This window comes from Pseudomonas sp. GL_139_B, assembly GCF_057834475.1.
In genome coordinates this window covers 2,531,029-2,543,030 of the sequence record NZ_CM174403.1, presented here as the reverse complement: position 1 = coordinate 2,543,030, position 12,002 = coordinate 2,531,029, and the positions used below count along the sequence as shown (strand labels likewise).

The 12,002-nt window shown below is 58.6% G+C and carries 10 protein-coding genes; 8 read left to right on the top strand and 2 right to left on the bottom strand.

Annotated elements, in window-relative coordinates:
• Nucleotides 1–17: 17 nt before the first annotated feature.
• Nucleotides 18–1,502 carry an NCS1 family nucleobase:cation symporter-1 gene (locus tag AC3ISI_RS11775; RefSeq protein ID WP_489337107.1) on the bottom strand — a complete coding sequence of 495 codons (1,485 nt, stop codon included), beginning with the start codon at nucleotides 1,500–1,502 and terminating at the stop codon, nucleotides 18–20.
• A 538-nt stretch (nucleotides 1,503–2,040) separates the two neighbouring features.
• On the opposite strand from AC3ISI_RS11775, the gene hydA reads away from it, so the two are divergent.
• From hydA to preA, 3 genes are all read left to right on the top strand, one after another.
• Nucleotides 2,041–3,480 carry a dihydropyrimidinase gene (gene hydA / locus AC3ISI_RS11770; RefSeq protein ID WP_489337106.1) on the top strand — a complete coding sequence of 480 codons (1,440 nt, stop codon included), beginning with the start codon at nucleotides 2,041–2,043 and terminating at the stop codon, nucleotides 3,478–3,480.
• A gap of 165 nt (nucleotides 3,481–3,645) precedes the next feature.
• Entirely contained in the window at nucleotides 3,646–5,013 is a 1,368-nt protein-coding gene (locus tag AC3ISI_RS11765) for an NAD(P)-dependent oxidoreductase (RefSeq protein ID WP_489337105.1), read from the top strand.
• Nucleotides 5,014–6,288 (top strand): NAD-dependent dihydropyrimidine dehydrogenase subunit PreA, encoded by a 1,275-nt coding sequence (gene preA, locus AC3ISI_RS11760; protein WP_489337104.1) that lies wholly within the window; start codon nucleotides 5,014–5,016, stop codon nucleotides 6,286–6,288.
• 125 nt (nucleotides 6,289–6,413) lie between these two features.
• Here preA and AC3ISI_RS11755 read toward each other — a convergent pair whose 3' ends face one another.
• The gene (locus AC3ISI_RS11755; RefSeq protein WP_452626122.1) at nucleotides 6,414–7,034 is read right to left on the bottom strand and encodes a TetR/AcrR family transcriptional regulator; all 621 of its coding nucleotides are present in this window, start codon (nucleotides 7,032–7,034) and stop codon (nucleotides 6,414–6,416) included.
• 138 nt (nucleotides 7,035–7,172) lie between these two features.
• Here AC3ISI_RS11755 and copC point away from each other — a divergent pair, with 138 nt between their 5' ends.
• The 5 genes from copC to AC3ISI_RS11730 all read left to right on the top strand — a co-directional run bounded on the left by copC (nucleotide 7,173) and on the right by AC3ISI_RS11730 (nucleotide 11,997).
• On the top strand, nucleotides 7,173–7,535 hold the full coding sequence (gene copC / locus AC3ISI_RS11750) for a copper homeostasis periplasmic binding protein CopC (protein ID WP_489337103.1): 363 nt from the start codon (nucleotides 7,173–7,175) through the stop codon (nucleotides 7,533–7,535).
• Nucleotides 7,536–7,538: 3 nt separating this feature from the next.
• A complete protein-coding gene (gene copD / locus AC3ISI_RS11745) occupies nucleotides 7,539–8,399 on the top strand; it encodes a copper homeostasis membrane protein CopD (RefSeq protein ID WP_489337102.1) in 861 nt (286 codons plus the stop codon).
• A gap of 263 nt (nucleotides 8,400–8,662) precedes the next feature.
• On the top strand, nucleotides 8,663–9,961 hold the full coding sequence (locus AC3ISI_RS11740) for an OprD family porin (protein ID WP_489337101.1): 1,299 nt from the start codon (nucleotides 8,663–8,665) through the stop codon (nucleotides 9,959–9,961).
• Between the two features lie 291 nt (nucleotides 9,962–10,252).
• Entirely contained in the window at nucleotides 10,253–11,074 is an 822-nt protein-coding gene (locus tag AC3ISI_RS11735) for an NAD-dependent epimerase/dehydratase family protein (protein WP_489337100.1), read from the top strand.
• A gap of 35 nt (nucleotides 11,075–11,109) precedes the next feature.
• A complete protein-coding gene (locus AC3ISI_RS11730; protein WP_489337099.1) occupies nucleotides 11,110–11,997 on the top strand; it encodes an SMP-30/gluconolactonase/LRE family protein in 888 nt (295 codons plus the stop codon).
• Nucleotides 11,998–12,002: the final 5 nt, after the last annotated feature.

The following is a 12,002-nucleotide window of genomic DNA, read 5'->3' as shown; positions in this document are numbered from 1 at the left end:
GTTGTTGAGGCCATCAGTCACACCGTAGATTTCACAACAGATGGACTAGGCCGCAACGAGCACAACCCGTAATAAATCACCCCACCCAGCGCGGAGCCGGTAAACCAGCCGTAGCTGTAAAACCAGCTAAATGCATCGCTACCCAACGACAGCAGCGTCAGCACTACCGGCACACCAAACGCGATAAACCCGAACCAGTTCCAGGCTGGGTAAACGTCATCGCGATAGAGCCCGGCCAGATCCAGTTGCTGTTTCTTGATCAGGAAGTAGTCCACCACCATGATCCCGGCGATAGGTCCGAGCAGGCTGGAATACCCCAGCAGCCAGTTGGAGTAGACCGTTTCCAGGCTCAGGTCCGAAACAATCAGCCCAAGCTTTTTCAGCAGCTCATGCCCCATCAGCAACAGCCCCACCACCCCGGTGAGCAACACCGCTTTGGTGCGGTTGATCAACTTGGGGGCGACGTTCTGAAAATCGTTGGTCGGTGAAACGATGTTGGCCGCCGTGTTGGTGGACAGCGTGGCGATGATGATCAGCGCCATGGCCAGCGCGACCCAGACCGGGCTCTGGATATGCCCGATCAACGTCACCGGATCGGAGACGGTCACGCCCACCAGTTTCACCGAAGCAGCGGTCATCACCACGCCCAGCGAGGCAAACAGGAACATGGTCAACGGCAGCCCGATAATCTGCCCGATGATCTGGTCTTTCTGGCTTTTGGCGTAGCGGCTGAAATCGGGAATGTTCAACGACAAGGTGGCCCAGAAACCGACCATCGCAGTCAGGCCGGCGGCGAAATAACCCACCACGCTCGCCCCTTCCGGACGCTTGGCCGGGATCGCCAGCAACTCGGTCATCGATACATTCGGCAGCGCCCAGAACAGAAGCCCCACACCGACCAATATCAACAGCGGCGCGGACAGGGTTTCCAGCCACTTGATCGACTCGGCGCCGCGAATCACCACCCACAGGTTCAGCGCCCAGAACACCATGAAACCGATGACTTCACCGGTGCCGCCCAACGACTTCCAGCCCTCGAACACCGAGCCGAGAAACAGGTGAATGGCCAGTCCGCCGAACATCGTCTGAATCCCGAACCAGCCACACGCCACCAGGGCGCGGATCAGGCAAGGGATGTTGGAACCGAGAACGCCGAAGCTCGAACGCAGCAACACCGGAAACGGAATCCCGTATTTGGTGCCGGCGAACGCGTTCAACGTCAGCGGGATCAGCACGATGATGTTGGCAAACAAGATCGCCAACAGTGCCTCGCCCACGGTCAGCCCAAAGTACGCGGTGAGTACGCCGCCCAGGGTGTAGGTCGGCACACAAATCGACATGCCGATCCACAGCGCAGTGATGTGCCATTTGTTCCAGGTGCGTTCATGCAGCTTGGTCGGAGCCATATCGTGGTTGTAACGGGGACTGTCGAGGACGTCGCTGCCGGCCTCCAGCTCAAACAAGCCTTCGCGCTCGGTCACTTGCGATCTGATCTGTTGCATGGCCGCTCCACTGTTCTTTGAATTATTTTTTGCTCATCAGGAGCCGGGGCATCAATAAACGTGCCGGGCACCCCGATTACGCATCGGGCAGTTCCATAAACGTTCTAACCAACTGATTTTATTAATATATCCAGCGAGTCTTCGGCGACATGCCTGTTCACTCAAGCCGAATGCCAGGCACGTTGTCCGAACCGTCAGGACTCAATCTGGTGCATCACACTTTTTTCAAGCGTTGCGCATCAACCATAGACCCTCCTCAAGCGGCTGATTTCACATAGGAAATCTTGTCTATTTTTCGAACCTGTCAAGTGCGTCAAAATGGTGAACAGCCTCACCATTTTGGTGATATTTGATTTAATTCTTTATTAATCAAATAGTTAAAACAGTAATAAGCTTATAAAAAATATTCTTGCTGATTTCATAAACTCAGACTAGCTTCAATTCCTGACAGCGTTGACAGGAATATGCCTGTTGATGGCGATTTATATAAAACACTTAGAACCGGCATAAGTCGGTCATTGCCTGCGAGGAACTCGGAATGTCTCTGTTGATCCGTGGCGCCACCGTTATTACCCACGATGAAAGTTATCGCGCCGACGTCTATTGCGCCGACGGCGTGATTAAAGCCATTGGCGATAATCTTGATGTTCCGGCAGGTGCCGAAGTGCTCGACGGCAGCGGCCAGTACCTGATGCCCGGCGGCATCGACCCGCACACGCACATGCAACTGCCCTTCATGGGCACCGTGGCCAGTGAAGACTTTTTCAGTGGCACGGCGGCGGGACTGGCGGGTGGCACCACGTCGATCATCGACTTCGTGATTCCCAACCCACAACAATCGCTGATGGAAGCGTTTCATCAGTGGCGCGGCTGGGCCGAAAAGTCAGCGTCGGATTACGGTTTCCATGTCGCGATCACTTGGTGGAGCGAACAGGTGCGCGAGGAAATGGCTGAGCTAGTCAGCCATCACGGGGTCAACAGCTTCAAGCATTTCATGGCGTACAAGAACGCAATCATGGCGGCCGACGATACGCTGGTGGCGAGTTTCGAGCGTTGTCTGGAGCTGGGCGCAGTGCCGACCGTGCACGCGGAAAATGGCGAACTGGTCTATCACCTGCAACGCAAATTGATGGCCCAAGGCATCACTGGCCCTGAAGCGCATCCGCTGTCGCGGCCTTCGCAAGTGGAAGGCGAAGCGGCCAGTCGGGCAATCCGCATCGCCGAAACGCTGGGCACGCCGCTGTACCTGGTGCATGTCTCGACCAAAGAAGCCCTCGACGAAATCACCTACGCCCGCAGCAAAGGCCAGCAAGTCTACGGCGAAGTGCTGGCCGGGCATCTGCTGCTGGACGACAGCGTCTATCAACACCCGGACTGGCAGACCGCCGCCGGTTACGTGATGAGCCCGCCCTTTCGTCCTCGCGGTCACCAGGAAGCACTTTGGCATGGCCTGCAATCCGGCAACCTGCACACCACCGCAACCGACCACTGCTGCTTCTGCGCCGAGCAAAAAGCCGCTGGTCGCGAAGACTTCAGCAAAATCCCCAACGGCACCGCCGGTATCGAAGACCGCATGGCGGTGCTGTGGGATGAAGGGGTGAACACCGGGCGCTTGTCGATGCAGCACTTCGTCGCGCTGACCTCCACCAACACCGCGAAGATCTTCAACCTCTACCCACGCAAAGGTGCGATTCGTGTCGGCGCCGATGCGGACCTGGTGCTGTGGGACCCGGACGGCACGCGGACCATTTCAGCGAAGACCCATCACCAGCAGGTCGACTTCAACATCTTTGAAGGCAAAACCGTGCGCGGTGTGCCGAGCCATACCATCAGCCAGGGCCGCGTGGTCTGGGCCAATGGCGATTTACGCGCCGAGCGCGGCGCGGGGCGGTATGTCGAACGGCCGGCGTACCCGGCGGTGTTTGACTTGCTGAACAAGCGGGCTGAATTGAACAGGCCGAGTGCAGTGAAACGCTGAGAGCGGCCTTCGGCCTATCGCGGGCAAGCCCGGCTCCCACAGGGGATCTTCAGTGTTCACAAAACCCCTGTGGGAGCCGGGCTTGCCCGCGATGGCGGCAGTCCTGACAACACAAAAACCAATGCCCGACAGAGGCAGCACCTCCATCACCGTGAGGCCACTACCGTGATCAAGACCCTGAACCACCTCCCGCATCCTTATGAGAATGCCGCCGCCCTCGCCGGCCATTTCACTGACCTGGCGCCACCGCTGAACGACCGTCAGGCTCACCTGGAAGCCTCACGTTGCCTGTATTGCTACGACGCGCCCTGCGTAAACGCCTGCCCCAGCGAGATCGATATTCCGTCGTTCATCCGCAATATCCATCAGGACAACGTTCAGGGCGCGGCGCAGAAAATCCTCTCGGCGAACATCCTTGGCGGCAGTTGCGCGAGGGTTTGCCCGACGGAAATCCTCTGCCAGCAAGCCTGCGTGCGCAACAACGACCTTGAGTGCGCACCGGTCCTGATCGGCTTGCTGCAACGGTACGCCGTCGACAACGCCCACTTCAGCGAACATCCCTTCGCGCGTGCTGCATCAACCGGCAAGCGCATCGCCGTGGTCGGTGCCGGCCCGGCCGGTTTGTCCTGCGCTCACCGCAGCGCCATGCACGGCCATGACGTGGTGATTTTCGAAGCCCGGGAAAAGGCTGGAGGCCTCAACGAATACGGAATTGCCAAGTACAAACTGGTGGACGATTACGCGCAAAGGGAACTGGAGTTCCTGCTGCAAATTGGTGGCATTGAAATCCGTCACGGGCAAAAACTCGGCGACAACCTGACCCTCAGCGAACTGCATCAGCAATTCGACGCGGTGTTTCTCGGCCTCGGCCTGAATGCCAGCAAACAACTCGGTCTGGCCCACGAAGGAGCGCCCGGCCTGCTCGCCGCCACCGATTACATTCGCGAACTGCGCCAGGCCGATGACTTGACTCAACTGCCGCTGGCGGATCATTGCATCGTCCTCGGCGCCGGCAACACCGCCATCGACATGGCCGTGCAAATGGCCCGTCTCGGCGCTCGCGATGTCAATCTGGTGTACCGTCGCGGCGTGGAAGACATGGGCGCCACCAGTCACGAACAGGACATCGCCAAGGCCAATCAAGTGCGCTTGCTGACGTGGGCGCAACCGGAAGAAGTGCTGCTCGACGACCAAGGCAAGGTACGCGGCATGCGCTTCGCCCGCACCCAACTGGTGGACGGTCGCCTGCAAACCACTGGGCAAACTTTCGAGCTAGCTGCGGACGCCATCTTCAAAGCCATCGGTCAAGCCTTTGACGGCAACGCCCTCGTCGATCCGCTGGCCCGTGAGCTCAAGCGTCAAGGCGAGCGGATTCAGGTGGACGAACAACTGCGTACCAGCATCCCCGGCGTGTATGCCGGCGGCGACTGCACCAGCCTCGATCAGGACCTCACCGTGCAAGCCGTGCAACACGGCAAATGCGCCGCCGAGGCGATCAACGCTCAACTGATGCTCAACGTGGAGGCTGCGTAAATGGCCGATCTGTCGATTGTCTTCGCCGGCATCAAAGCGCCCAATCCCTTCTGGCTGGCCTCCGCGCCGCCGACCGACAAGGCTTACAACGTGGTTCGCGCCTTCGAGGCCGGTTGGGGCGGCGTGGTCTGGAAAACCCTGGGTGAAGACCCAGCGGCAGTCAATGTGTCCTCGCGTTACTCGGCGCATTTCGGCGCCAACCGTGAGGTGCTGGGTTTCAACAATATCGAGCTGATCACCGACCGCTCGCTGGAGATCAATCTGCGGGAAATCACCCAGGTCAAAAAGGACTGGCCGGACCGCGCGCTGATCGTGTCGCTGATGGTGCCCTGTGTCGAAGAGTCGTGGAAATCCATCCTGCCGCTGGTGGAAGCCACCGGCGCCGACGGCATCGAACTGAATTTCGGCTGCCCCCACGGCATGCCGGAACGCGGCATGGGAGCGGCGGTTGGCCAGGTGCCGGAGTACGTCGAACAGGTCACCCGTTGGTGCAAGACGTATTGCTCGCTGCCGGTGATCGTCAAGCTCACGCCGAACATCACCGACATCCGCGTTGCCGCCCGTGCGGCCCATCGAGGGGGGGCGGATGCGGTGTCGCTGATCAACACGATCAACTCGATTACCAGTGTCAACCTGGAGCGCATGGTCGCCAACCCGATTGTGGGCAGCCAAAGCACCCACGGCGGTTATTGCGGTTCGGCAGTGAAGCCAATTGCCCTGAACATGGTCGCCGAAATCGCCCGTGATCCACAGACACAAGGCCTGCCGATCTCCGGCATTGGCGGCATCGGCAGCTGGCGCGACGCTGCGGAGTTTATTGCCTTGGGCAGCGGCTCGGTGCAGGTGTGCACGGCGGCGATGCTGCATGGTTTCAGGATCGTCGAGGAGATGAAGGACGGCTTGTCACGCTGGATGGACAGTCAGGGTTACGCCAGCGTGTCCGAGTTTTCCGGGCGCGCGGTGGGCAACACCACGGACTGGAAGTACCTCGACATCAACTATCAGGTGATCGCCAAGATTGATCAGGAGGCGTGCATTGGTTGTGGGCGCTGCCACATTGCTTGCGAAGATACTTCGCACCAGGCGATTGCCAGTCTGAAGCAAGCGGACGGGACGCATCAATACACGGTGATTGAGGATGAGTGCGTGGGCTGCAATCTGTGCCAGATCACCTGCCCGGTGCAGGACTGTATCGAGATGGTGCCGATGGACACGGGCAAGCCGTTTCTGGATTGGAATCATGATCCGAGGAATCCCTACCATGTAGCTGTCTGAAATCTGTGGTGTATGAACTGACGCCATCGCGGGCAAGCCCGGCTCCTACAGGGTTTCGTGTACGACATAGATCACTGTAGGAGCAGGGCTTGCCCGCGAAGAGGCCATCAGCAGCACCGAAAGGCTCAAGGCTCCAACCCGATCCCCCGCAAAATCACGCTGGTCACCGTCTGCACCGCCCGCTCGAACTGCATGTCCGACAGCGGTTGGTGATCATTCAAGATATTCACCTGATGATCAAAGTCAGCGTAGTGTTGGGTCGAAGCCCAGATCATGTACAGCAGGCTCGAAGGCTCCACCGGCAAGATGCGTTTGTCGTCCACCCACTGGCGAATTTTCGCTTCCTTCATCTTCGCCCAGTCGTACAGGCTGGCGTCCAGCGCAGTACCTAGAGTCGGTGCACCGTGAATGATTTCGTTGGCCCAGACTTTTGAGCCGTAAGGCCGGCTGCGAGAGTGGTTCATCTTGGCGCGGATGTAACTGCTGAGCACCACGCGCGGATCGTCGAACATCTCGAAGCACAGCGCGTCCTGCTTCCAGACTTCCAGCAGATCAAACAATACTGCGCTGTATAGCTCGGTCTTGGTGCTGAAGTAGTAATGCAGATTGGAGCGCGGCAGTTGCACCTCGGCGGCGATGTCGGCCATGGCGGTACCGCCAAAGCCTTTTTCGGCGAAGACCTTTTCCGCCCCGAGCAGAATTTTCTCGACGTTACTGCGACGAATCCCGATCTTGTGATTGCCCATGAGGGCTCCCTGACACCCGCGTTGACCAAGACTAGCATCCGGCTCTACTTCGCGGCGACAGGCTAAAACGAAACTTCGACACTAAGCTTGCGGCAGGTAAACTGGCGCCACTTCGAACCTGCCCAAAAGGTATTCACGATGCTCAAGAAAGCCCTGACCACCGCCGCCCTCCTCGGCTCGCTGCTTGCCGCTTCGTCGGTATGGGCCCACGCCCATCTGAAAAGCCAGACCCCGGCGGCGGACAGCACCGTGAGCGCACCTGCGGAACTGCGTCTGGTGTTTTCTGAAGGCATTGAAGCGGCTTTCACCAAGGTCACGATCAGCAAGGACGGGGGTCCTGTACCCGTGAAGAGCCTCGCCACCGAAGGCAGCGACAAAAAAATCCTGATCGTTACACCTGCCGAGCCTCTGACGGCGGGTACGTATAAAGTCGAATGGCACGCGGTGTCCGTCGACACCCACAAAAGCGAAGGCGCCTACGGCTTCAAGGTTGGCCAGTAATTCATGACGAGCGCAATGGTGCTATGTCGCTTTGTGCATTTCACCGTGGTGTTGATGCTGTTTGGGGCCTGGGCGTTCAGGCCCTTGCTGCTCAACGGCAGCGCCGCACAGCTCGATCGCCGGCTGGCGCTGACAACCCGCTGGCTCGCGGCCGTGGCGCTGTTCAGCGGTGTTGCCTGGTTGCTGCTGATCACTGCGAACATGGCCGGGGCCTGGGAGGCGGCATTTGATCCGTCGACGCTGCACTTGGTGCTCAGTAATACGTTTTTCGGTCAGGTCTGGCGCTGGCATTTGCTGCTCAATACGTTGTTGGTTGCGTTGCTGATGAGCCGGTGGCGTGCGTACAAACCCCTGCGAATCGGCCTCGCCAGCCTTTTGCTGATGACCCTCGCCCCAGTCGGTCACGGCGCTATGCTAGACGGCCGGAGCGGCCAATTGCTGATGCTCAACCAAGTCGTGCACCTGACCTGTGTGGGCGCCTGGCTCGGTGGGTTGCTGCTGTTGGTGATGATATTGCGGGACCCGAAAACGCAGCCCATCAAAGCGATAATGCTGCGTTTCAGTGGTGTCGGTTACGCCATGGTGGCGGGGCTGCTGATCACCGGGCTGATCAACGTTCGGGTACTCACTGGGGTGTATTGGCCGACGCCATTGTTCAGCGGTTTCGCACTTATTCTGTTGATCAAAGTCGCGCTGATTGCGGCGATGTTGGGCCTGGCGCTATTCAATCGCCTGCGCATAAATCACTGCGAACAGCGTCTGTCGACACTGAGAAACAGCGTGATTCTTGAATGGATGCTGGGGATTGGCGCTGTGGCAGCGGTTTCCCTGCTGGGCACTATGCCTCCCATGATTTCCAACTGACACCCCCCGCCCACTGTGGGAGCGAGCCGGCTCCGGGCGGCGTTCCGACGATAGCTACCTCACATTCAACCTTGATGCTGACTGATAGTCCGCTATCGCGAGCAGGCTCGCTCCCACAGGTTTCTTCGACATCCGCACTGGCAGCGTCAGGTCATCGTATAACTTCTGATTGACAAGCCCTCAGACCCTCGCAAATAATCGCCGCACATGTTGTACGACGACGTATGACAAATAAAAACAACAAGAAGCAAGGGAGCGTCACAGTGAGCAAGCTCGTCCGCAATTCGTCCGCCCACACTCCACATCCAATGTTCAAACGCCGTCATACCCTGAGCCTCATTGGTTGCAGCGGCCTGGCCCTTGCCCTGCCGATGATCAGCCATGCCGAAGGTTTCACCGACGACGCCAAGGCCACGCTGAACCTGCGCAACGCCTATTTCAACCGCAACTTCGTCAACCCGGCCTTCCCCCAAGGCAAGGCTGAAGAGTGGACGCAGAACTTTATTTTCGACGCCAAGTCCGGTTTCACCCAAGGCCCGGTGGGATTCGGTGCGGATGTGCTCGGACTGCTGTCGGTCAAGCTCGATGGCGGCAAAGGCACCGGCGGCACGCAGTTGTTGCCAATTGGCAGTGACGGTCGCCCTGCCGACAGCTTCGGCCGTCTGGGAGTAGCCGGGAAGATGAAAGTGAGTAAAACCGAAGTGAAGGTCGGTGAATGGATGCCAGTACTGCCCATCCTGCGTTCAGACGATGGCCGCTCGCTGCCACAAACCTTCCAGGGTGGCCAGTTGACGTCCACCGAAATCAACGGCCTGACGATCTACGGCGGCCAGTTCCGCCAGAACAGTCCGCGTAACGATGCGAGCATGCAAGACATGTTCATGAACGGCAAATCCGCTGCCATCACTTCGGACCGTTTCAACTTTGGTGGCGGTGAATACACCTTCAACGACAAACGCACCCAGGTGGGTGCCTGGTACGCAGAACTCAGCGACATCTACCAGCAACAGTATTACAACCTGAACCACAGCCAGCCGATTGGCGACTGGGTCCTCGGCGCCAACCTTGGTTATTTCATCGGCAAGGAAAACGGCAGCGCCCTGGACGGCGATCTCGACAACAAAACCGGGTTCGCCATGCTCTCGGCCAAATACGGTGGCAGCACCTTCTACGTCGGCCTGCAAAAACTCACCGGTGACGATCAATGGATGCGCGTCAACGGCACCAGCGGCGGTACCCTGGCCAACGACAGCTACAACTCCAGCTACGACAACGCCCAGGAAAAATCCTGGCAGGTGCGCCACGACTACAACTTCGTCGCCCTCGGCGTGCCGGGCCTGACGCTGATGAACCGCTACATCAGCGGCGATAATGTGCACATCGGCACCGTCACCGACGGCACAGAATGGGGCCGCGAATCGGAGCTGGCCTACACGATACAAAGCGGGCCGCTGAAAAACCTCAACGTCAAATGGCGCAACGCGAGCATCCGCAAGAGCTTCAGCACTAACGAATTCGATGAAAACCGTATTTTCATCAACTACCCGATTTCGCTGTTGTAACACCGACATTTTCACGGATTACCACAATTCCCTGTGAGAGCGAGCCTGCTCGCGAAAGCGGTTTCCCAGCCAGTAATTTTGCTGTCTGATCCACCGCCATCGCGAGCAGGCTCGCTCCCACAATGGCGCTTTCCAGTCTGAAGGTTTACCGCTGTCGATGTATGAAATGACCCTCCGTCCATTTCAACCAATGTCGCGTTGACAAGACCCGGATTGCCTTACGATACTTCAACGAAGTCGTACGACAACTTACAACGATTTTAAAACAACAACTGTTTGTCCAGGATTCCCATGACTACTACAACCACCCGCCTCCCTTTCAATCGCCTGCTGCTGACCGGTGCCGCCGGTGGCCTGGGTAAAGTCTTGCGCGAAACCCTGCGCCCCTATGCCAATGTCATTCGCCTGTCGGACATCGCCGAACTCGCTCCAGCAATCGATGACCGCGAAGAAATCGTCCCGTGCGATCTGGCAGACAAACAAGCCGTGCATCAACTGGTCGAAGGCGTGGACGCCATCCTGCACTTTGGCGGCGTGTCGACCGAGCACTCGTTCGAGCAGATCCTCGGTGCCAACATCTGCGGCGTGTTCCACATTTACGAAGCCGCACGTCGGCATGGCGTCAAGCGGGTAATCTTTGCCAGCTCCAACCACGTGATCGGTTTCTACAAGCAGGACGAATTCATCGACGCCCACTCCCCACGTCGCCCGGACAGCTACTACGGTTTGTCCAAATCCTACGGCGAAGACATGGCCAGTTTTTACTTCGATCGCTACGGCATCGAGACCGTCAGCGTGCGTATCGGCTCCTCGTTCCGGGAACCGCAAAACCGCCGCATGATGAGCACGTGGCTGAGCTTCGGCGATCTGACCCAATTGCTGGAATGCGCGTTGTACGCCCCGAACGTCGGCCACACTGTGGTTTATGGCGTGTCCGACAACAAAAACGTTTGGTGGGACAACCGTTTCGCATCCGGCCTGGGTTATCAACCACAGGACAACTCCGAAGTATTCCGCGAAAAAGTCGAGACCCAACCGATGCCGGCGGCTGATGACCCGGCGATGGTTTACCAAGGTGGGGCGTTTGTCGCATCGGGCCCGTTCGGCGACTGACCCCCAACAACAAAAAACCAAGGGAATGAGTGGCCATGCAAGCCGAATTGATTGTCGATGCCCGTAACGCTGTCGGTGAATGCCCGGTATGGGTCCCCGAGGAAAACGCCCTGTACTGGGTCGATATTCCTGCGGGGAACCTGCAACGCTGGAGTGCCGACAGCGCTCATGTCCATTCGTGGAAAGCGCCGCAAATGCTCGCGTGCATCACCCGCCACCGTGACGGTGGTTGGGTGGCGGGGATGGAAAGCGGTTTTTTCCATTTGCATCCGCACAATGACGGCAGCCTCGACAGTCAATTGCTGGCAAACGTCGACCACGCCCGCAGTGACATGCGACTGAACGATGGCCGTTGTGACCGTCAGGGGCGTTTCTGGGCGAGCAGCATGGTGTTGAACATGGGCGCCAACGTCGCCGACGGCGCCCTTTACCGTTACAATGCCGGTCTACGCGGGCCACTTGAGGCACAACTGGGCGGGTTTATCGTCCCGAACGGTTTGGGCTTCAGCCCGGATGGCCGCACGATGTACCTGTCCGACTCGCACCCCTTGGTCCAGCAGATCTGGGCCTTTGACTACGACGTCGATAGCGGCACGCCATCGAATCGGCGGCTGTTCGTCGACATGAATCAGTTCCCCGGCCGCCCCGACGGTGCGGCTGTCGATGCCGAAGGTTGCTACTGGATCTGCGGCAATGACGCCGGGCTGATTCACCGCTTTACTCCCGATGGCCGACTGGACCGTTCTCTCGCCGTCCCGGTGAAAAAACCAACCATGTGCGCCTTCGGTGGCAGTCGACTGGACACGCTGTTCGTAACCTCGATCCGCCCCGGCGATGACCATGACGAACAGTCCCTGGCCGGCGGCGTATTCGCCCTCAATCCTGGCGTCACCGGGATGTCGGAACCCAAGTTCAACGCTTGAAATGT

What these genes read in the sequence shown, in the direction of transcription:
- copD (WP_489337102.1), top strand. Translation starts at nt 7,539, where the DNA reads ATGACGAGCGCAATGGTGCTATGTCGCTTTGTGCATTTCACCGTGGTG.
- hydA (WP_489337106.1), top strand. Translation starts at nt 2,041, where the DNA reads ATGTCTCTGTTGATCCGTGGCGCCACCGTTATTACCCACGATGAAAGT.
- AC3ISI_RS11775 (WP_489337107.1), bottom strand. Translation starts at nt 1,502, where the DNA reads ATGCAACAGATCAGATCGCAAGTGACCGAGCGCGAAGGCTTGTTTGAG.
- preA (WP_489337104.1), top strand. Translation starts at nt 5,014, where the DNA reads ATGGCCGATCTGTCGATTGTCTTCGCCGGCATCAAAGCGCCCAATCCC.
- copC (WP_489337103.1), top strand. Translation starts at nt 7,173, where the DNA reads ATGCTCAAGAAAGCCCTGACCACCGCCGCCCTCCTCGGCTCGCTGCTT.
- AC3ISI_RS11730 (WP_489337099.1), top strand. Translation starts at nt 11,110, where the DNA reads ATGCAAGCCGAATTGATTGTCGATGCCCGTAACGCTGTCGGTGAATGC.
- AC3ISI_RS11755 (WP_452626122.1), bottom strand. Translation starts at nt 7,034, where the DNA reads ATGGGCAATCACAAGATCGGGATTCGTCGCAGTAACGTCGAGAAAATT.
- AC3ISI_RS11735 (WP_489337100.1), top strand. Translation starts at nt 10,253, where the DNA reads ATGACTACTACAACCACCCGCCTCCCTTTCAATCGCCTGCTGCTGACC.